This window comes from Pseudomonas sp. PSE1(2024), from assembly GCF_050990555.1.
Taxonomy (GTDB): domain Bacteria; phylum Pseudomonadota; class Gammaproteobacteria; order Pseudomonadales; family Pseudomonadaceae; genus Aquipseudomonas; species Aquipseudomonas aphyarum.
This window is the reverse complement of the sequence record NZ_CP158967.1, coordinates 2,251,362-2,268,365: the sequence shown is the minus strand read 5'-3', so window position 1 is coordinate 2,268,365 and position 17,004 is coordinate 2,251,362. Positions and strand designations below refer to the sequence as shown.

The window sequence follows — 17,004 nt, the reverse complement described above, 5'->3', positions numbered from 1 at the left end:
GTCAGCCTACTAGTCCGAAAAAGCCGTTATTGAGGTAGTCATCCATGCCGCCGCGCGCCTCCGGATTCAGTGCGAGCAGTGAAACGGCGTTGAACGTAGCCATGAGTGGGTCGATTTTTGCGGTGCCCGAGGCCTGTTTTGTGATCAAAAAGGCATTGGCGGACGGAACGCCCTTGGCGTTGCCGCAAGCCCATGCCATCAGAGGCTGACCGCAATGCAGCAGCGCCCCTTCGGCGAGCTTTCGCTCAGTGGTTTTGATTGCGCCGGTCAGCTTCCAGCCCTGAGAGATACCAATTACCTGGTCTTCTTCGATGCCGGCGTCGGCCAGCGCGTCGAGAACCGCGCCGATGCCAGCCGGGTCGAGCCCAACCTTGTCGAGCAACCCAGCCTCATTGATCCGAGCGACAGTCGCCGCGAGATGCGCGACGTCATCGCCGATCTTTTGAACCAGCGTCAGATCGCCTACCGCCGCCAAGTCCATCAAGCGCGGCGCTTCGGTCTTCCGCCTGGTCAGCACTGAGGGGTGAGCATATGCATGTGCCCAGTGCAGCCAGGTGCGCGACTCTCTAACGCGCCCCATGACCGCCAGTCCCAGTAAGTCATCGAGACCGCCACCGTCGACGCCCACCACGATCACCTCGCAGCGCTCAATGAGCGAATCCAGCGTCAGGCCCTTCTCTGCTTGCGGCTCCCAGAAGTCGGCGCCGACCCAGCTGTCTGACATCAGCGCCAGGCCAATCTCGATGTTGAGGAACTTGGCCAGAAACCCTCGCACCTCGGCCTCACCGTCGAGTTCGGCCTGCATAAACAGCCGCTCGAGGGTCGGCCTGTCCACCGAGTACCCCATGTTGGGGTTCACTAGGTGGAAATTCTCGGGTCGGCGAGCCTCGCCGCTCTCAATCATCTCCGGCGGAAACTCGTAGATCACCGGAAGGAAGCGCGGATCTTCAATTCGGCCCTCGCGCACGCCGCGCGCGTAGCTGAGTTTCGACTTGAATATTCCGGCCGGCGGCTCGTTTGACTGAGTCGTCAGCCAGATGATGAAGCCTTCAGGCCGGGATAGCAGGCCGCCCGTGGCCTCCCGAATCATGTCCGGCGCCTTGACGTTCTTGCCGAACAGCCAGGCCTCGTCGATCAGGACGCCCACGGCCTTCTTGCCACCAACGACGTCACTATCTGCCGCCACGACCTTCAGCGTTGCGCCCGTTTCGCGGTGCGTGATCAGTTTTAGGTGCGGCTGAACGTGGAGCAGATCGCTAAGCTCTTCATCGTGCTTGACCATGGCCGCGCACGGCTTGAATGCGTTGTCGGCAATCTCTTTGGTCGGTGCCAGGATGATGAACTCGGCTTCCAGCCTCCAGTTGCGAATCAGTGCGGTCAGCATGATCGCCGCCGCGATCGTCGACTTGGAGTTCTTCTTCGGAATGCAGAGGAAGTACTCGCTGATCAGGCGATGGCCTGTTTCGCTGTTGTAGCTGCCGAAGATCGCGCCGGCGAAATCCAGCACCCAGGGTGCACACGCCGTTTCGATGGTCGGACAGCCCGGGGCATCCACGATCTTCAGCGAACGGAAAACCTCCAGCCCTTCCTCAGCTTCGGCGGGAAACAATGGCGCCGGAATGATTGATTCGCCCACAGAGAGACGCTGCCACCAGTCAGGGCAGGCAGTTGTCCAAAGCATTGGCTACTTCCTTACGACAGTGAGCGGTGGCTTGCCGGCGGAGTATTTGCCCTTCCCCGCCTCCTTGGCGGCCTGTTCTTTCAGTTCCTTCTTGCCAGCGTCACCCTTCTTGCCATGCACATAAGGCACAGCGGTCTGGGCGGCGTTGCGCCGATCAAAAACCTTGGCCCTTGGCTCGTTCATCAGCGCCAACAGCCAGACCAATGGGTCTTCAGTAGTAGGAAGGCAATCGAGGAATTCGCCGCCGGCTTCATCCGTCTCCGGAGCTTGGTCGGATGACTGTTCTCGGCGTTTTCTGGATTTCTCAGGGTTAACACTGAGCTCAGCTCGGCGAGCAAGGATTGCACTTGCAATCTTGGGGTCATTGGCCCATCGGGAACCGGCTGCAGATGCCGTCGAAGCCTTACATCCTGCGGCTTCTGCCGCTTCTTTGTTTGACGCACCCCGGGCTTTTGCGTCAACAAACTGTCGCTGTTTGTCTGTTAACACCATTAACAAAAAACCTTAGGGTCGGGAAAAAAAGTACGAATGGGATCGGGCGCGGTCTGGAGCGTATTAACCCCCTATATTTCGACCCCCCCCTCCATAGACGTTTCCTATCGCACCATTTCGGTGCATCTTATTGAGAATTCGTCTCATTCTCTACCAGCGGCTTGGATCGCCTGCCTGTCTCAAGCCTGGCCAGCCTCCTCAGCCTGCTTGACCGAGTCGTGGCAGGGCTTGCACAGGGTCTGCCAGTTGGATCGATCCCAGAACAGCACCATGTCGCCACGATGCGCGACTTTGTGGTCGACGACGGATCCAGCAGCGACTCGACCAGCCCGCTCGCAGTAGACGCAGAGAGGATGGTCAAGCAGCCAGACCTCGCGGGCCTTCTGCCACTTGTACCCATAGCCACGCTGCGCTGACGTTTCCTTCGTGGCGCGCCATGAATTCGTGTTGATGGACGCCAGTCGGTCAGCCTGGGTCTGAACCCTGCTTCCTAACGTCTTCAGCCTTCCCATCAGGTAGCGCTCCAACATTCGGCTTCGGTGAGATCAACGAGGCTGCACGCTCTCGGGCGATGTTCAGCCACTTCACCGCCCGCGCTCGCCGAGCAGCGCATCCAGAGCAGGCCATCAGCCTTCAACCTTTCGAGCGGCTGCTCGGTCGTAGTAACCGCGCACCTTCTCGACACCGAGAAAGCCAACGGCGCCGCCAGCGAACGTGGCCATGCTCTGCGGTAAGCCCATCCATTCAAGGAGTGGCACCAGCGAGAGCGTGACCAGGCCGCACAGCGCACCCTCCAGATACATCTGACGGCGAGTGCCACCGCCGTACATCACCCGCAGTACAGCGATACCGACCGAAAGGCCAGCGGCATAGAGCTGCGGCTGATGCAGCAGCAGCCAGGCGAGCACAGCGGCCCACAGTCCGGGATCCTTCTCAGGCATGTTCGGCATCTCGATTCCTCCCTTTAGGGGAGTGCATTAGGTCCGGCTCCAGCAGCACTCCCAGCTCGGAGCAATGGGTGTGGTGGAACCGAAAACGAAAAAGCCCCGGCGAATGCCGAGGCTCATTGAGTGGTAGAAAGCAAAAAGCCCATCTCGGAGACGGGCTTTGCACGCGGAAAAACCGCAAAGTAACTGAAATCTATAGTCAGTCCCCGGGCCTGTCAAGCGGCCTGACGTCGAATATCGAGCGCGCCATCAATCCAGGCCACGCCGGCTTTCCAGAGCTGCCTGGTCTTCTCTTCGCCGAACTTCATCTTCTTGCCGACTTCCATCAGCGACGTGTCGCGGCTGGTGTAGTAGCGCATCAGCACCTGCCCGCATTCCGGGTAACGCTTCAGCAGGCGACCCATCAAACCATCGATCATCAGCGCGTCGTCATCAGTGATCATCGGCGACAGGATCGTGTTCTCGCGGGAGGCGCAGCTGGACACGCCGGAGCCCAGTACGACCCAGCGCCCCCAGTGTTCCAGCAGATCCTCGGCGGTACGTTCTTTAAATGTCGGTGTAAAGGCCATGGCTCAATCCCCAGTAAAGTTGGTGGCACCAGGGCCACGGCGGTTGTTCTCGTTGTATTGCGCTTCAGCACCGGCAGGCTTGAAGCAGTTGAACTGTTCGATCTGGTGCTCGGCAGCCTGAAGACGAATGCTTAGCTGCGTCACCAGCACATCCAGCGGCAGGGGCTCGCCGGTCTCGGCGGTGACCCAACCCGAGGCGTTACACTGCACGCAGGCCAGTTCGTGAAACACGCCCTTGATCACTGCACGACCACGGCATGCCGGGCACTTGGCCAAGTCGAGTTGAGCGGCGCGGAACGCCGGACCGTGGGACTTTTTCATAGAGCCTCCACTTCGGCGTAATGCACATCTGCCTGGGGCTGAATGAGACGACCACGATCAAAGTTCCCCTTATCAACCCCCATGATTACTGCCGGACGGTACGTGACCCCGTTGAGTTCGAGGTTGTTGAACTCTGCGGGGAGATCCTCAAGCACCTCAGTTTTGATCAGCACGCCACCAACAAGATGACGAACAACGACCCACTGTTCTCGGCCTTCGACGAGGGACAGATGACTCATATTTTCCATTTTTAAACCTCGCCTTTTATTGTTTCGTGATTTGGCTAGAAGCCGCGCCATTCAAGGCCTTGGCGGCATTCTGCGAATTTCCGTTTCTAGTCATGGTCAAGCCGTGAATCAGGCGAAAGCCCTTTCCGTCTAACCATTCGTGCCACTTGTTCAGGGCTTCGCGCTTGAGCAGTTCGGCAGATGTGTGGATGTAGGTCTGCACATTGCGGGTCATCGTGTGGTTCACCAGCATCTCGCCAATGAGGAAGTCCACACCGAGGTCAGTCCAGCCGGTCCGGGCCACCTTCCGCAGGTCGTGGCTTGTCCACTCACCCTTTCCCAACCGGGTAAACACAGCGCAGGCCTGACCATCACTAAGGCACCCGCCCAACCGTGCCGGGAACACGAACGCGCCCTTGTAGCCCTTCCCTGCCTGCCAGTCCCGGTACCGCTCCAGCAGCGCACAGACCTGCTGCGTCAGCGGCAACCGATGCTCGCAACGGGTCTTCGTGTTCTCGGCCGGGATGAACCACTCGCCCTGCTCGCCCAGAGTCAGGTGCTGCCATCGAGCCATTCGGGTTTCACCGACACGCGTGCCGTGGCAAAGCATCATCAGCGCGAGCATGCAGTCCTGCGGTGCCCGGTCGAAGCCACCGGCCAGCTGTTCGATCACGTCCTCAAGCTGCACGGCACGCAGGCGCGATGGTTTCGGCAGAATCCGGGCCTTGGTGAAGTCGGTGAACTTGAAGCCGGCGATCGGGTTGGTGCTGATCAGGCGCAGCTTCTCGGCCTGCCGCATGGCAACCACCAGCACGCCCCACACCAGCCGAACGTAGGACAGAGAGAACTCGGCCTGCATCGGCCACATCAGTTGCTTGTCCAGGGTGAAACGGTCGAGATCGTCCACCAGCAGCTCGCCGAGGCGCGGTTTCAGGTGGAGACTGATGATCGAGGTGTTGGTGGAGCGGCGCTTGTCCGAAAGGCTGCGATCAACGGCCTGTCGGGCGGCGAACCAATCCAGCAGCTGGCCAACGGTCTGCAGGGTGCCAGCCGACGCAGAGGCCTTCGGATCGGCGGCCAGGCGTTCGCGGATCTTCGGCAGTGCGTTGATCAACCCCTTCACCGGCAGATCCGGGAAACGGGCGATTTTGTCCCAGCCTTTACCGGACACCAGGTACCACGTACCCCGCTCGCGGTTCTTGTGGAAGCGGAAGTAAACGCCTGGGAACCGCGCGTCGCGCATGTCACGGATATCGGTGTTGGCTGATTGGCGGCGGATCTCGGCATCTGAAAACGTGGTCAGCAGGCTCTGGCTCATGGCGTGTTCGGCTCCGGGTCGATTGGATAATCCCGGATGTGCACGCGCACCTCGCCACCTGGCACCGGCTTGCCGATGTTGATCGTGGTCACGAAGTTCTTGTCGTCGATGCCTAGGCCGTCCGCAACACCGTCACGGCCGGCCTTGAAGCGCGCCAGCAGGTTGTCATCGTCATAGGTCCGGCGATTCGGCGGACAGAACGTAACCCAGAAGTATTTTTTGCCACTGAGTCGCGGTGCATCCAGCGCCAGCGCGATCAGTCCGCAGGTGCGGCGGTACGCTTTTGCGTGCTTGTGTTTTTGCCGCCAGTGCACGCGCGCATTCGGACTCAACTCCTTTGGCGGCCACGGCAGCGTCATGTCGATCATGCAGCCCCCTTCACGGTGAGAATTCCAGCCCGGATCAGGCCTTCATGGGTTTCGGCGATGGCGCGCGGTATATCGGACCAATCGACCTCGCCGGCGGCGCGGCCATCGATGACGTCGTGGCAGGCGCTGCAGGCGTACACCGCAACAGTGTCGAAGCCCTTCATGCCCATGCCCTTTTGTCCGCACGGCAAATGCGCTAGGACGGTGGTTTCAGGGTTGTGATTGCAGACACCCGGCAGGCGCACGGTGCAGTCCTGGCCTCGGGCCGCGTTGCGCAGCTTTTTCGAGTTCACTCGCATGCCGGCTTCCCCGTGACGACGTCGACCACCTCGAAGGTGCCCGGCCACATCCACGCGCCGTAGCGTTTGGCCATGGCCGAATCGGCGAACAGCGCCAGTGCGTGATCCGGCGGCGAACTCAAGTCGACCTTGAACGAGCAGCAGAACACGGCCCAGCGGTAGGTTTCGATTTGAGGGACAGCGAGGCGGCGATCAGGCATGGCGAACCCCGCTCGAACGCATGGCGCGCAGCTCGGCCAATGCCCTGTTTCCGACCTCGGGCGTCCGGCGGCCATCAACACGGGCCGGCAATGCAAGCGGCATCTTTTGCAGCGGTAGGCCATCGATCAAGCGGCGCACCGTGATCACGTAGTTGCGCTCAAACAGCTTGCGCGCCAGCGAAGTTTCCAAACGGTTCAGGCTTTCGAAGCCAGACTCCTTGGCCGTGTGCCAGATCGCGTCGTGCGACCAGTTCGCCTGGCCGGCCATCGACGGATGAACATTTCGGCACGCTTCTCGAAACGCCGTTTCGAGCGGCGGAAGGCCGAGCATTTCCGGGGTTGGCTGGCACAGATTGATGAACCGGCCGACGCTCGGCGCGAAGTCAGACCCCAGCTTCCTGCACCGCTCGATGCCGAAGCGAATCTGCTCGATCGTCGTGATTTTTTCGGCCATGAACGCCTTGGTCCATGTGGCCTTAGCGGCGCTGGTTGCCTCTTTGTCAGGCCATGCCTGTTTCCACGCCGGGAAAATCGCCATGAGTTCGCGGAACAACGCATTGATGACCTGGACAGTTCCCGGGTCAGCCTTCACCGGCACCACCTCGGCCGACGCTACGTTGGGCAACATTTGCAGCACATTCGAAACGGACTTCATCACAGACCTCCCAGGTCATCGCCCCAGCTGGTGTCGTTGAAATCAGGCTCTTGACCACGGCCTGCTGCTTGCACACGTTCACGCTTCACCCACTGGACGAGCCGATAGCACCAGCCGGCCGATGTATCGACGGTGGCGGGCTTGGCAACGAAGAAACCCATGAAAGCCCGAACGGCGGCGTCAGGTACCGCATCAGCGGGAAGCCCGGCGATTGCGATCTGATCGTCCAGCGCCTTTTCGTTTGGCGCCCAGGTGGCGAACATGGCGAAGCGCCGGCGATCATCCTGCGGCTCGAGGGCGGCGGTGTTTTGTTCGGCGAGAGCGGCATCAATCTCGCGCTGCTGCAGCTGCTCTTCGGTTAGTTGATGGTTAAGTGACGGATTGGGTGCAGCCGCTGCACCCCGTTCTGTCGTAGGTTGCACCCCGTTCTGTTCTGAACTGCACCCCGTGCCGTCATTTGCACCCCGATCAGAACGGGGTGCAGCATTTGCACCCCGCAATAGTTGAAGGTCGTAAACGACTGGGCGGCGGTCGTGGCGATCAATGTGAACAGCGGCAATCGCCTGATTTCCCTGCTTGATCAGACCGGACTTCTCCAGGTCATCAAGTTTGTAGCGGACGGTGCGCTCGGACAGGCCGGTGTCCTGGGCTAGAGTCGTCGCCGACGGGAAAGCGCCCGCGCCATTCGATCCGGCATAGTTGGCCAGGCACAGCAGCACGTGCCGGGCACTGGCATCCTTGAGAACTTGCGTGGGCAAAGACAGCGCCCATGACATTGCTTGAACGCTCACTTCGAGGCTCCGATATTCAATTCGGCTGAACTAGATGGCGTGTGTCGCGACACGTTTTGAGATTGACCAAAACGTGTCGTAGGAATGGGGGTATTGCCGGGGGTGACGTTCGTGCTCATACTGGCCCCTCAAGTTGTTGTGCGTTTTAAAGAAGCCGGTCTAGCCACCGGCTTTTTTTTGCCTGCGATTCAGGCGGTGTAGGTGTCCGGCGCATCTGTGGTAGCTTTCTGATTCCACTCGAAAAGGCCTAGGAGGCCGGACATGAAGTTTGTAGATTTAAGTGATGTGGTTCGCAGCACCGGTGACATCAACGAAAAATTCGACCATGTGGTGAAAGTGCTATCTACAGCGACACTGGCCAACACAAATGCGGTGATGTTTCTAATCGATGCTGTCAAGGAAGTGCCCGGCTTCGATGTTGAAAAATTCAAGAAAGCCCTAACCGATCTGCAAAACTCTCCCCCGACTGGCAAAGATGTCGTTGGTCCGCTGCACTCACAGCTCATCGGCATGTTCAAAGGTCGCCTTGACTAATCAACACAGACCGAAAAACCGGCTACAAGCTGGTGGCCTGAATCGTTTGTCTGAATACTGAGTGAATAGGTGTTCTTTTCAGCTCGGCGACTACGCAGATCTACCGGTGTAACCAGATTGGCGAGGTAGTCGAGCTTCTCGTCTGCCCCGCCACTTACCGGAAAGCCCGATTCATTTTTCTTGTCTGTCATTTCCTTATCCCTTCCTTTGTGCTGTATGGATTTACAGCTATTTCACATCGCTACGGGCGCAAGGCCTGGTGGCGCATAATTCGTCTCAGCCGCCAAAGACTTCTTTGGCTGGGCTTCGGAAAGCAGCCAGTCGACATCAAACGTTTTGCCCTTAGCGGCGGCCAATTCGGCAATCTTCTTGGCGTATTGGGTTTCGCCGGTGTAGTCCGTGCGCGGCAGCGCATCGGCTTCAAGCCATTTGTAAACAGCTCTGGGGGTTTTGCCGCAGGCCATAGCAACAGCTGAAACACCGCCGGCAGCATCGATCGATTTCTTGAGCGGCCGCATAAGGCCTCCGGGTCATTTATGAACTTACAGTACATATTATGTCGGAACTGAAAGTACATGCAAGCACGTGTAACCATGTACCCATGGTTCAAATAGAAGAATTACGCGCAGCGTTCGTCGCTCGCCTGAAAAAGGCACTGGCCGAAAAAGAAATCCCCGAGTGGGGCGCTGGTGCTCGCCTGGCAAAAATGGCAGGCGTCACACCTAAAGCCACCAGCAAATGGATGAATGGAGAGTCGATGCCTGGTGGAGCGAAGATGCTCGCCGTGGCCAATGCTCTTGGAGTACGTGTCGAATGGCTGGAGTACGGTCGCGGAGACATGAAAGAAGCGTCAGCCACCCTACCAGTCGAGGACGAACGGACTCCTCCGAGAGGTTTTGAGCTGAAGGACGACCCGAGTTATACGGGCGTACTCCAACTCACCGCGCGAGGCTCGACAGGATCCGGCGAAGACAACAGTCATGTCGAAATTCGTGGCGTCATGGCGTTCAAATCTTCCTGGTTGCGCGCTAACAATCTCAACCAGAGACACCTCGACGTAATCTACGCGAACGGTCACAGCATGGAACCGACCATCAACGATGGTGACGTGTTGCTGGTGGACGAGTCGAAGATAGAACCGAAGGACGGTCAGATATTTGCCATGCAAAGCGCTACGAAGGGAACAATCGTGAAGCGTCTGGTGAAGTCGGATATCGGCGGTTGGATAATTCGAAGCGACAACCAGGACAAAGCGCGCTACGGGGATGAGGCGCTGCGTGACGGCGAAATAAACGAAGTGCGGATCATCGGTCGCGTAGTATGGCGCGGGGGAATGATCTAAAGCATCCGAATCAAATTAACCCGGCCAGGCGCCGGGTTTTTTGTGCCCCAAAGAAAAATATGTACTTTTGGTACTTGACCGTTATGAACCATTGGTACATATTTGCTCCATCGCCGGATAACAACCGGCCAGATGGAAGGCAGCGATGAACCGGCCTGAACGGTTCAGAGGGTTGGCAACTGACCCGGGCGTGCAGCGTAAAGCGCCAAATCCAGTTATCCGGCGGACGGTGTCGCGGTCGGACGAACAACTTGAATGAGCCCGTACCGCGCCAGCAGCGCCGAAGGGACACGGTGTTTTTCACTGATGCGCCTGGCCCGCCGGGCGCATTGGGAAATCAACCGAGAGGCACACAGCATGGAATCAATCATCAAGAGCGGCACATGGATCGGCCATCTCGGCCGTGGGCTTGCTCGCAGAGAACTTCAGTTTTTGCTTTTAGTCGCCCAGGGCCTTACCGCCAAACAGATCGCCCGATCTCACGATGTTGAACCGGGGACGGTCGCCAAGCGGATCTCCAACGCCATGTTCAAGCTGGGCGTTCAGCGCCAGTCGGCTGCGGTCGCCGAGGCCATGCGGCGGGAAATCATCGTAGGACAGGCAGACGGTCCGAATCCTCAAGGTCCAGTTGGGGAATCGAACGATGGTGTTTTTATCGCTTAAACGACGGCTAGGCATCACTGCTGCACCTTGGCGACAGGGTGCATCGGGATGCGGACGAAACTGCGGCCTATAACCGCCCACCTGCATTTCAGATACCCCGGCACGGAGGATTGGCAGTCATGTGAAGCTCAGTCAAAGCCCTCCTACCGGAGGCACTTTTCACCCCCTTCACGTAGGGAGGTCTACGTGAAGACGAAAGCCCGGGTGCTACCGGGCTTTCTTTTGTCCGGCGTTTATTGCGTCAGCACTCTCCCCTGCGCCCAACGGCAACCAGCAGGCGGCGCCGAGTGCTGACGAATGAACGCAACCCCACCACCGAGGGATCAGCCATGCAAATGCACCCACTGATGCAACAGCGCGTCGATGTTCTGCGCGTCCTGATGATTCGCACCCAGGCAGCGCGCGAGACGTTCGCACGGCTCGCCGGCCTGGTGATGCCGGAGAAGAAGGTGCGCTTTCAGGTGAAGACAGTCGGCAAGGCTTTCCATGTCGTGGATCTGTCCACCGGCAAGACCAAGGCGTTTCGCTGGACCTACAAAGCAGCGCTCGACATGGCGATCCAATTCGAAGAGAAGGCCAACCGGCCAAAGGTTGGTGAGCAGTGATTGGTGTGCCAATGCGAGATCCGCGCGAGCAGATCACCGACCACCTGAACCGGGCGCTGGAAGAGTTCTTCGGCGCCGGCAAGCAGGCTCAACAGATCGCGCCGGGCGTGTCCGGTGAGCGCGAGCTGACCTTCGGCACCGCCTACGGCGACAAGCTCCGCGCCAAACGCGACAAGATCGCGCCCGACCTCAAGCGCCTGGCCGAAAGCGGCGCCAACCTCTACCAAGCCTGCAAAGAGCTGGACATCGGCCACAAGCGCGCCCTGCTCATCGCCAAAGAAAACAACATCAAATTCAAAGACTGATGAAACGAACCACCACCCGGGCGGCCACGCGCCGCCGACAGACCTGGCTGGACTTGCCGGCCAGCGGAATTGAAGAGGTAGGCCATGGCCGAAGAACAGGAACTTGCGCCGGTCGAGCCGCCGCCGACGGCGGAAGCCATCAAGCAGCGCAAGAAGCGCGAGAAGGCAGCAGCGAAGGACGCTGCATTGGGCGTCGAGAAGTTTACGGTTGAAGTCGCCGGAGTCTTCAAGCCAGACCTCAAGCGAGTCATGGCCGCCCACGGCTTCAACAACCAGCAGGAGGTGTATCAGAACCTGCTGCGGAACCTGATCGCCGCCGACTTCGAAACCCAGGCCCAGATGCTCAAATGTGTCACGACACCTTTTGTTGTTTCTGAAAAGGTGTCGCGAATCATTCAGGCCGCCGGTATGAAATCGCTCGCCGACGATCCGCCCGAGCCTGACGACGAAATCGATATCCCACAATAACCCTTACCATCGCTGCGCATCCGTATAACGCAAGGCGCCGCCTGCCGTTCTATTTCAGCAACTTCTGAAATAAATCATCAACACCTAAGCGCGCTTCGTTTGCAGCCTCAGATATCAACGCTCTAAATTCACTATGATTTTTCTCGATTGACATATGAGCGGCCATTTGGTCTTCCCCTGCCAATTTATTCATTTCTAAATGGAATTTAGTTACGCTTTCAAAATATAAATTATCCACAGCATCTGGCGTCCATCGATACCCCGCCAATTCAGCTTTATCGAGATATCGAGACGCCCGCCACCAAATTGACTGATAAGTGCCGTGCTGCACAAAATAATCAAGTCGCTTTTTATCTAGCTCTATTTCCGCCTCTTGCATGCCGTCGCGGCGTAGGTGAGCGATTCCTATTCCCCGGCAGGCAATTCCGATACGCTGCAAGCTTTTAAAACAGCTATCGACGGCCTCTAACTCCTCTGCATGCGCATACTTTTTGCTGTAGTGAATCTGCCTCTTCCAACTTCCTAACGCGTCAAAAGCAATAGCCACACCGACTATAGTCGCAAGTGACGAAATCATTCCGAAAACGTCGGTAAGCTTGAATTCAAAAAAAACGCTAGATGGAGTGAGACTACCAAACAAAATTCCAACGCCCATCAAAAGAGCGGCAACAAAAAACTCCAATCCTCTGTTTTTCATAATTTCCAACTCATAATTTTATCGACCGATTATGCATAACGTTGCTAAAGGTTGCGAGGATCCCCTATGTCCGCACAACAGATCGACGAAAAGAAACTCGAGCGCGCGATCCGCAAGATTAAGCACTGCCTGGCACTGGCCCAGAGCGCGAACGAGAACGAAGCCGCCACGGCGTTGCGCCAGGCCCAGGCATTGATGCGCGAGTACAGACTGACCGACATGGATGTGAAGTTGAGCGATGTCGGCGAAGTTGAGTCGGAACTGTACCGCGCCAAGCGCCGGCCGGCATGGGATCAGCAACTGAGTATCGCCGTAGCAGATGCATTCAATTGCACGACGCTGCGCCGCAGCAAGTGGAGTTCTGCAAAAGGCCAAGTGATCGAGTGCGCGACATTTGTCGGCGTTTCTCCTGCTCAGAACATCGCCTTGTATGCGTATGAGTCACTGCACACCAAGCTCACCCAGGCACGCAAAGAGTACTGCTCTGCGGTCAGGTCTGGAGTTCGCCGCAGTGACTACTCGCCCGAAACCGCAGGCGACCATTTCGCGCTGGCGTGGGTATGGGAAGTCCAGTCGAAACTGAAAGCGCTTGTACCTCAGGCTGATGATGATCCGATCGGACAGTCCGCCACTGGCCACGACCTCGTCGCGATTCAGGCGCAGGACAAGGCATTGATCAGCGAGTACCTCGCCACTCAGGACATCAGAGAGTCACGGAAAAGCAAGGGCGTCGAGTTAGATATGAACGCCCAGATCGCCGGGATGCTCGCTGGCCAAAAAGTGGAGCTACACGCCGGCATCGCACGCGGTGGCGACGACATTCTGGCCCTTTCCGCGACAGCCTGACCTCATCTCACTTCACTACCCGGCACATGCCGGCAAGGGCTCAGCATGCTCACAGCAATCGACTTGTTCGCCGGATGCGGCGGATGGACAACTGGCGGAAAGGAAGCAGGCCTGAAAGTGCTTTGGGCTGCCAACCACTGGCCAGAAGCCGTTAAATGGCACAGCGCAAACCATCCGGAAACAATCCATGTCTGTCAGGATCTGCACCAAGCGAACTGGGCGGACGTGCCGAAGCACGATGTCATGCTCGCCTCTCCCTGCTGCCAGGGGCACACCAAGGCTCGCGGCAAGTCAGCCGGTAACCCTCAGCACGACAACTCGCGCTCGACAGCATGGGCGCCGGTGCAAAACGCCGAGGTCAACCGGCCGGAGTTCGCGGTGATCGAGAACGTACCGGAGTTCATGGACTGGATTCTGTACCCGGCCTGGGCTGATGCCATGCAGCGCCTGGGTTACTCACTGGCACCGCACATCGTGGACTGCGCCGACCTCGGCGTCCCACAACACCGCGTTCGCCTGTTCATGGTCTGCTCACGCAGCAAGGCACCGCTGCACCTGCAACTGCCCCGCTACCAACACGTCCCGGCCCGCGAGATTATCGACTTCGATGCCGGCAAGTGGTCGCCGATCAACAAGCCAGGCCGCGCCGCCTCGACACTGACCCGCGTGAAGAATGGTCGTGAGCGCTTCGGCGATCGTTTCGTCATGCCTTACTACGGCTCAGGCTCTGGCCTCACCGGTCGCAGCCTTGACCGCCCGATCGGCACCATTACCACGCTGGACCGCTGGGCAGTCGTCGACGGCGACATGATGCGCATGATCAACGCCGACGAAGCGATGGCCGCTCAGTCATTTCCGAAGGGTACGCTGCGTCCGGACAACCACCGGCTGACCATGCACATGACCGGAAATGCGGTGCCACCACTCGCCGGCAAACGAATCCTCGAAGCGCTCAAAGCCGCGGCGTGACTTAGATCAACCCTCTCTTTTTGTCGAGTTCGTAGAGCGCCTGCCCGTCTCCAGCGTCTAGAGCGGAGTAGAACTCGGGATCCCTGATCCTATTCAGTTGATCCTGCGCTTCCAAGCACTCAGCGTCGAGCCGGTCGAATCTGACCTGCAATTCCTCAAGGTCCTCTTTGTATCGATCTCGTTCTTCCGTGACATCGCGTAGTGCCTGCCCAGCTCTCGGAAGGCGAACGAACGAATCGTATAAGGCCTGGCCGGCAATCAGAGCCGTTACCAACCACCAGTTCCACCATTCCATCTCAGGCCCTCGCACGTGATTCCAAGAGCCTAACACTCAGCCACGCGAACAACGAGAACGTCGCGGGACCACCCTCCACCGCCCGGGCATGCCCCGGCATAGGAAGCCACCCATGCTGAACATCTTCTGGCGAATCCTCGCCAAGGTACTCGCGCGCCCAACCATCGCCGACTGGCTCATCGCCCGCGCCAAGCTCACCCCGTACCAGCACATCATGTCCGCCGACGGCACCGAGATGTACATGGGCCGCTGGTGGCTGTTCAACCCGTACAGCCGGGAGACGCACAAGGCGAGGTTCTGGTGGTGCCCGTGGTCATTCCGGATCCACCACATCCTGCGGCCGGACGAAGACCGGGACTTGCATGATCACCCGTGGAACGCCCGCACGATCATCCTGCGCGGCGGGTACACGGAGCAGCGGCTGCTTCAGCCAGATGATCCGGTGCTTCACCAGCTGCTGATGAAAGCCTCCGAGCTGCGCCAGTCGTTCGACGCTGCCTTCCAGGCCACCGAGTACATCGAACGCCAGCCAGGCGACACCGCCCGCCTCAACCACGGCGAATACCACCGCATCGACCAGGTATCCCCCGGCGGCGTCTTCACTCTCTTCATCACCAGCAAGTGGCGCGGTGACTGGGGATTCCTCGTAAACGGCGTGAAGGTGCCTTGGCGCACCTACACCGGTACCGACAATTGAAAGAGGCATTCGAAGTGAGCAATCAAGACCAAAAGTCCACCCGACTCGGAACCATGGTTTTCACTATCGCCAACGAGCTGGTCAACCACTACAGCAAGAAGCTTGACCGCGAGGTAATTGACGAGATCACCAGCAACCTGACGCTGGAGATGTGCCAAGGCCCCACAGCGTGGGCATTCAGCGGAAAAGATCAGCCGGACACTTGCCAGCAACCACAACCTGATGTGGTGATGGCCGTCGAGTTCGACCGTGTCACCGCCGAGCGTGACGCCCTGCAGCAGCGCCTGAACGCAGCGGATCAGCGGTCTGATGATCTCGCCGAGATGCTGGCCTTGGCCTCTGTCAGCGTCGACTACCACGCCGGAATGAAGGGCGAAGACGGCGAACACCTCTACCACCTTCTGGCCCGGATTCGCGCATTGTTTCCGAACCATGTCGAGCACCCGCTCGCAATGGTCGAGCAAGACCATGTCGTTGGCACCACCGGAAAGGTCGCCCAGCCCTTCACCGAGCAGTTCATCGAAGACCACCTCGGCAAGATGCCCGATCAATTTCGTGACGCCACGCAATTGATCACTGCGAAGCAGCCCGAGCGGATCAAGGGAATGATCGAAACATGGAACGGCAAGTTTGCCGTCATGATCGACGAGGCGAACGCCCATTACGGCTGGACTTTCCAGCGCCATCCCGACGGCATGTGGGTATCCGGGCGCAAGGCCACTGAAGCAGAGATGCACGCCGCGAGAACCCACGCCAGCTGCACCAAACAGCTGTAACTCCCTCCCCTTCAAAGTCAGCCGCTATAGCGGCAAGGACGAAGTCATGCCTGAAGATAAGTTGATCGGACCCGTAGAAGTCGCTCGCGATGAAAACGGCTTTTGGTGGCACCCGGGCATTCCGGCATTCGATGGCGGTGAAGACCCAGCGCCATACCATGCCTGGCTCAAGGAGCAAGGTCTCGAGCTGACGTACTGGGGGATGGATTCCGACTTGGATAGCCACCCCTACTACAACGGTTCCGCCGCGCACTGTATCGGATGGGATCCTGAAGCACCTGGTCCCGAGTGGTTTCTGCTGGGGATCTTCGATACCGAGGACGGCCCGCATGTGCACTGGGCACGCCTCACATCAGAGGGTCGAGTGAAAGCAGCGCAGGCGTGGCTGAAAGGGATTGAGCAGGAGTATGGCCAGGAAGCTGCCGACAAGTGCGAAGACATCCTGATGGAAGCAGAAGCCCGCAAGCAGGCCGCGCCATGATCCTTTCCTGCATGGCCGGCTGCACCCTCTTCTTCTGGCTTCCATTGGCCCTGACCATAAAGGCGGTGATCGGATGAGCAAGCGAGCGATTCACCTGTACCCGTGGGATGGCGGCACCGAGGCTGATCAGGATCCGCCAGAGCACGTTTATTGCGGCACCGACGGCGACATGGCCGACGAGCAACTCACCAATGACTGGCGGTACGTCACCTGCAAGCGGTGCCTCAGGATTCGGGAAAAGGAGTTGGCCGCGCGGGCGGCGGACGATCGAGACCAGAAGGTCAAACTGTTCGACGAAGCCCAAGCCATCACCATCACCCTCGGTCACCGGAATATCTCAACAGCCATCAAGGCTTTGATCAGGGAGCGCGACCAGCTCAAGGCTGAGCGCGACAACCTGCGCGAAGACCGCGACGGCCTACTCGAAGCAGGAGCGCACCTACTATGATCTTCGCCCC

27 protein-coding genes and 1 pseudogene are annotated in these 17,004 nt (G+C 58.8%); 12 read left to right on the top strand and 16 right to left on the bottom strand.

Annotated elements, in window-relative coordinates; genetic code table 11:
- Position 1 precedes the first annotated feature (1 nt).
- The 13 genes from ABTV87_RS10220 to ABTV87_RS10160 form a co-directional block, all read right to left on the bottom strand.
- Positions 2-1,681 (bottom strand): terminase large subunit, encoded by a 1,680-nt coding sequence (locus tag ABTV87_RS10220; RefSeq protein WP_433899402.1) that lies wholly within the window; start codon positions 1,679-1,681, stop codon positions 2-4.
- 3 nt (positions 1,682-1,684) lie between these two features.
- A complete protein-coding gene (locus ABTV87_RS10215; RefSeq protein ID WP_433899401.1) occupies positions 1,685-2,173 on the bottom strand; it encodes a terminase small subunit in 489 nt (162 codons plus the stop codon).
- A 179-nt stretch (positions 2,174-2,352) separates the two neighbouring features.
- The gene (locus tag ABTV87_RS10210; protein WP_433899844.1) at positions 2,353-2,685 is read right to left on the bottom strand and encodes an HNH endonuclease; all 333 of its coding nucleotides are present in this window, start codon (positions 2,683-2,685) and stop codon (positions 2,353-2,355) included.
- A gap of 114 nt (positions 2,686-2,799) precedes the next feature.
- Positions 2,800-3,123 carry a phage holin, lambda family gene (locus ABTV87_RS10205; RefSeq protein WP_083368521.1) on the bottom strand — a complete coding sequence of 108 codons (324 nt, stop codon included), beginning with the start codon at positions 3,121-3,123 and terminating at the stop codon, positions 2,800-2,802.
- Positions 3,124-3,335: 212 nt separating this feature from the next.
- On the bottom strand, positions 3,336-3,689 hold the full coding sequence (locus ABTV87_RS10200) for an antiterminator Q family protein (protein ID WP_433899400.1): 354 nt from the start codon (positions 3,687-3,689) through the stop codon (positions 3,336-3,338).
- 3 nt (positions 3,690-3,692) lie between these two features.
- Positions 3,693-4,010 (bottom strand): hypothetical protein, encoded by a 318-nt coding sequence (locus ABTV87_RS10195; protein ID WP_433899399.1) that lies wholly within the window; start codon positions 4,008-4,010, stop codon positions 3,693-3,695.
- On the bottom strand, positions 4,007-4,258 hold the full coding sequence (locus tag ABTV87_RS10190; protein WP_433899398.1) for a hypothetical protein: 252 nt from the start codon (positions 4,256-4,258) through the stop codon (positions 4,007-4,009). Before ABTV87_RS10190 ends, ABTV87_RS10195 begins: the two co-directional genes overlap by 4 nt.
- Positions 4,259-4,274: 16 nt before the next feature.
- Positions 4,275-5,555: a tyrosine-type recombinase/integrase gene (locus tag ABTV87_RS10185; protein ID WP_433899397.1), complete on the bottom strand. Its 1,281-nt coding sequence runs from the start codon at positions 5,553-5,555 to the stop codon at positions 4,275-4,277.
- Positions 5,552-5,923 carry an endodeoxyribonuclease RusA gene (locus ABTV87_RS10180; RefSeq protein ID WP_433899396.1) on the bottom strand — a complete coding sequence of 124 codons (372 nt, stop codon included), beginning with the start codon at positions 5,921-5,923 and terminating at the stop codon, positions 5,552-5,554. The genes ABTV87_RS10185 and ABTV87_RS10180 overlap by 4 nt, the downstream gene beginning before the upstream one ends.
- Complete coding sequence (locus tag ABTV87_RS10175; RefSeq protein ID WP_433899395.1) at positions 5,920-6,222, bottom strand: nuclease domain-containing protein; 303 nt, start codon at positions 6,220-6,222, stop codon at positions 5,920-5,922. The genes ABTV87_RS10180 and ABTV87_RS10175 overlap by 4 nt, the downstream gene beginning before the upstream one ends.
- The gene (locus tag ABTV87_RS10170; protein ID WP_433899394.1) at positions 6,213-6,422 is read right to left on the bottom strand and encodes a hypothetical protein; all 210 of its coding nucleotides are present in this window, start codon (positions 6,420-6,422) and stop codon (positions 6,213-6,215) included. The genes ABTV87_RS10175 and ABTV87_RS10170 overlap by 10 nt, the downstream gene beginning before the upstream one ends.
- A complete protein-coding gene (locus tag ABTV87_RS10165; protein WP_433899393.1) occupies positions 6,415-7,077 on the bottom strand; it encodes a replication protein P in 663 nt (220 codons plus the stop codon). Before ABTV87_RS10165 ends, ABTV87_RS10170 begins: the two co-directional genes overlap by 8 nt.
- Positions 7,077-7,868 (bottom strand): helix-turn-helix domain-containing protein, encoded by a 792-nt coding sequence (locus ABTV87_RS10160; protein ID WP_433899392.1) that lies wholly within the window; start codon positions 7,866-7,868, stop codon positions 7,077-7,079. Before ABTV87_RS10160 ends, ABTV87_RS10165 begins: the two co-directional genes overlap by 1 nt.
- Positions 7,869-8,129: 261 nt before the next feature.
- Here ABTV87_RS10160 and ABTV87_RS10155 point away from each other — a divergent pair, with 261 nt between their 5' ends.
- A complete protein-coding gene (locus ABTV87_RS10155) occupies positions 8,130-8,402 on the top strand; it encodes a hypothetical protein (protein ID WP_252959790.1) in 273 nt (90 codons plus the stop codon).
- Here ABTV87_RS10155 and ABTV87_RS10150 read toward each other — a convergent pair.
- Together ABTV87_RS10150 and ABTV87_RS10145 are read right to left on the bottom strand one after the other, a co-directional pair.
- On the bottom strand, positions 8,399-8,593 hold the full coding sequence (locus ABTV87_RS10150; RefSeq protein ID WP_433899391.1) for a hypothetical protein: 195 nt from the start codon (positions 8,591-8,593) through the stop codon (positions 8,399-8,401). The genes ABTV87_RS10155 and ABTV87_RS10150 overlap by 4 nt on opposite strands.
- Positions 8,594-8,635: 42 nt before the next feature.
- Positions 8,636-8,920: a hypothetical protein gene (locus tag ABTV87_RS10145; RefSeq protein WP_433899390.1), complete on the bottom strand. Its 285-nt coding sequence runs from the start codon at positions 8,918-8,920 to the stop codon at positions 8,636-8,638.
- A gap of 83 nt (positions 8,921-9,003) precedes the next feature.
- Between ABTV87_RS10145 and ABTV87_RS10140 the strand changes: the two genes are divergently transcribed.
- The 5 genes and pseudogenes from ABTV87_RS10140 to ABTV87_RS10120 all read left to right on the top strand — a co-directional run bounded on the left by ABTV87_RS10140 (position 9,004) and on the right by ABTV87_RS10120 (position 11,785).
- Positions 9,004-9,744 (top strand): S24 family peptidase, encoded by a 741-nt coding sequence (locus ABTV87_RS10140; protein ID WP_433899389.1) that lies wholly within the window; start codon positions 9,004-9,006, stop codon positions 9,742-9,744.
- Positions 9,745-10,101: 357 nt separating this feature from the next.
- Positions 10,102-10,335: pseudogene (locus ABTV87_RS10135) on the top strand (response regulator transcription factor); the annotation flags it as partial.
- A 359-nt stretch (positions 10,336-10,694) separates the two neighbouring features.
- Positions 10,695-11,012 carry a hypothetical protein gene (locus ABTV87_RS10130; RefSeq protein WP_433899388.1) on the top strand — a complete coding sequence of 106 codons (318 nt, stop codon included), beginning with the start codon at positions 10,695-10,697 and terminating at the stop codon, positions 11,010-11,012.
- 11 nt (positions 11,013-11,023) lie between these two features.
- A complete protein-coding gene (locus ABTV87_RS10125; RefSeq protein ID WP_433899387.1) occupies positions 11,024-11,317 on the top strand; it encodes a hypothetical protein in 294 nt (97 codons plus the stop codon).
- 84 nt (positions 11,318-11,401) lie between these two features.
- Positions 11,402-11,785, top strand: coding sequence for a hypothetical protein (locus ABTV87_RS10120; protein WP_433899386.1), 384 nt, complete (start codon positions 11,402-11,404; stop codon positions 11,783-11,785).
- 49 nt (positions 11,786-11,834) lie between these two features.
- Here the strand turns inward: ABTV87_RS10120 and ABTV87_RS10115 are convergent, their stop codons facing one another.
- On the bottom strand, positions 11,835-12,482 hold the full coding sequence (locus tag ABTV87_RS10115) for a hypothetical protein (RefSeq protein ID WP_433899385.1): 648 nt from the start codon (positions 12,480-12,482) through the stop codon (positions 11,835-11,837).
- Positions 12,483-12,548: 66 nt separating this feature from the next.
- Here ABTV87_RS10115 and ABTV87_RS10110 point away from each other — a divergent pair, with 66 nt between their 5' ends.
- The 6 genes from ABTV87_RS10110 to ABTV87_RS10085 all read left to right on the top strand — a co-directional run bounded on the left by ABTV87_RS10110 (position 12,549) and on the right by ABTV87_RS10085 (position 16,994).
- Complete coding sequence (locus ABTV87_RS10110) at positions 12,549-13,328, top strand: DUF2786 domain-containing protein (protein ID WP_433899384.1); 780 nt, start codon at positions 12,549-12,551, stop codon at positions 13,326-13,328.
- A gap of 45 nt (positions 13,329-13,373) precedes the next feature.
- A complete protein-coding gene (locus tag ABTV87_RS10105; RefSeq protein ID WP_433899383.1) occupies positions 13,374-14,297 on the top strand; it encodes a DNA cytosine methyltransferase in 924 nt (307 codons plus the stop codon).
- Positions 14,298-14,704: 407 nt separating this feature from the next.
- Positions 14,705-15,289, top strand: coding sequence for a hypothetical protein (locus ABTV87_RS10100; protein WP_433899382.1), 585 nt, complete (start codon positions 14,705-14,707; stop codon positions 15,287-15,289).
- A 14-nt stretch (positions 15,290-15,303) separates the two neighbouring features.
- A complete protein-coding gene (locus ABTV87_RS10095; protein ID WP_433899381.1) occupies positions 15,304-16,065 on the top strand; it encodes a hypothetical protein in 762 nt (253 codons plus the stop codon).
- A 46-nt stretch (positions 16,066-16,111) separates the two neighbouring features.
- Entirely contained in the window at positions 16,112-16,546 is a 435-nt protein-coding gene (locus tag ABTV87_RS10090) for a hypothetical protein (protein WP_433899380.1), read from the top strand.
- A gap of 73 nt (positions 16,547-16,619) precedes the next feature.
- Positions 16,620-16,994 (top strand): hypothetical protein, encoded by a 375-nt coding sequence (locus ABTV87_RS10085; RefSeq protein ID WP_433899379.1) that lies wholly within the window; start codon positions 16,620-16,622, stop codon positions 16,992-16,994.
- The last annotated feature ends 10 nt before the right edge of the window (positions 16,995-17,004 follow it).

What these genes read in the sequence shown, in the direction of transcription:
- ABTV87_RS10220 (WP_433899402.1), bottom strand. Translation starts at nt 1,681, where the DNA reads ATGCTTTGGACAACTGCCTGCCCTGACTGGTGGCAGCGTCTCTCTGTG.
- ABTV87_RS10215 (WP_433899401.1), bottom strand. Translation starts at nt 2,173, where the DNA reads ATGGTGTTAACAGACAAACAGCGACAGTTTGTTGACGCAAAAGCCCGG.
- ABTV87_RS10210 (WP_433899844.1), bottom strand. Translation starts at nt 2,685, where the DNA reads ATGGGAAGGCTGAAGACGTTAGGAAGCAGGGTTCAGACCCAGGCTGAC.
- ABTV87_RS10205 (WP_083368521.1), bottom strand. Translation starts at nt 3,123, where the DNA reads ATGCCGAACATGCCTGAGAAGGATCCCGGACTGTGGGCCGCTGTGCTC.
- ABTV87_RS10200 (WP_433899400.1), bottom strand. Translation starts at nt 3,689, where the DNA reads ATGGCCTTTACACCGACATTTAAAGAACGTACCGCCGAGGATCTGCTG.
- ABTV87_RS10195 (WP_433899399.1), bottom strand. Translation starts at nt 4,010, where the DNA reads ATGAAAAAGTCCCACGGTCCGGCGTTCCGCGCCGCTCAACTCGACTTG.
- ABTV87_RS10190 (WP_433899398.1), bottom strand. Translation starts at nt 4,258, where the DNA reads ATGGAAAATATGAGTCATCTGTCCCTCGTCGAAGGCCGAGAACAGTGG.
- ABTV87_RS10185 (WP_433899397.1), bottom strand. Translation starts at nt 5,555, where the DNA reads ATGAGCCAGAGCCTGCTGACCACGTTTTCAGATGCCGAGATCCGCCGC.
- ABTV87_RS10180 (WP_433899396.1), bottom strand. Translation starts at nt 5,923, where the DNA reads ATGATCGACATGACGCTGCCGTGGCCGCCAAAGGAGTTGAGTCCGAAT.
- ABTV87_RS10175 (WP_433899395.1), bottom strand. Translation starts at nt 6,222, where the DNA reads ATGCGAGTGAACTCGAAAAAGCTGCGCAACGCGGCCCGAGGCCAGGAC.
- ABTV87_RS10170 (WP_433899394.1), bottom strand. Translation starts at nt 6,422, where the DNA reads ATGCCTGATCGCCGCCTCGCTGTCCCTCAAATCGAAACCTACCGCTGG.
- ABTV87_RS10165 (WP_433899393.1), bottom strand. Translation starts at nt 7,077, where the DNA reads ATGAAGTCCGTTTCGAATGTGCTGCAAATGTTGCCCAACGTAGCGTCG.
- ABTV87_RS10155 (WP_252959790.1), top strand. Translation starts at nt 8,130, where the DNA reads ATGAAGTTTGTAGATTTAAGTGATGTGGTTCGCAGCACCGGTGACATC.
- ABTV87_RS10150 (WP_433899391.1), bottom strand. Translation starts at nt 8,593, where the DNA reads ATGACAGACAAGAAAAATGAATCGGGCTTTCCGGTAAGTGGCGGGGCA.
- ABTV87_RS10145 (WP_433899390.1), bottom strand. Translation starts at nt 8,920, where the DNA reads ATGCGGCCGCTCAAGAAATCGATCGATGCTGCCGGCGGTGTTTCAGCT.
- ABTV87_RS10140 (WP_433899389.1), top strand. Translation starts at nt 9,004, where the DNA reads ATGGTTCAAATAGAAGAATTACGCGCAGCGTTCGTCGCTCGCCTGAAA.
- ABTV87_RS10125 (WP_433899387.1), top strand. Translation starts at nt 11,024, where the DNA reads ATGCGAGATCCGCGCGAGCAGATCACCGACCACCTGAACCGGGCGCTG.
- ABTV87_RS10120 (WP_433899386.1), top strand. Translation starts at nt 11,402, where the DNA reads ATGGCCGAAGAACAGGAACTTGCGCCGGTCGAGCCGCCGCCGACGGCG.
- ABTV87_RS10115 (WP_433899385.1), bottom strand. Translation starts at nt 12,482, where the DNA reads ATGAAAAACAGAGGATTGGAGTTTTTTGTTGCCGCTCTTTTGATGGGC.
- ABTV87_RS10110 (WP_433899384.1), top strand. Translation starts at nt 12,549, where the DNA reads ATGTCCGCACAACAGATCGACGAAAAGAAACTCGAGCGCGCGATCCGC.
- ABTV87_RS10105 (WP_433899383.1), top strand. Translation starts at nt 13,374, where the DNA reads ATGCTCACAGCAATCGACTTGTTCGCCGGATGCGGCGGATGGACAACT.
- ABTV87_RS10100 (WP_433899382.1), top strand. Translation starts at nt 14,705, where the DNA reads ATGCTGAACATCTTCTGGCGAATCCTCGCCAAGGTACTCGCGCGCCCA.
- ABTV87_RS10090 (WP_433899380.1), top strand. Translation starts at nt 16,112, where the DNA reads ATGCCTGAAGATAAGTTGATCGGACCCGTAGAAGTCGCTCGCGATGAA.
- ABTV87_RS10085 (WP_433899379.1), top strand. Translation starts at nt 16,620, where the DNA reads ATGAGCAAGCGAGCGATTCACCTGTACCCGTGGGATGGCGGCACCGAG.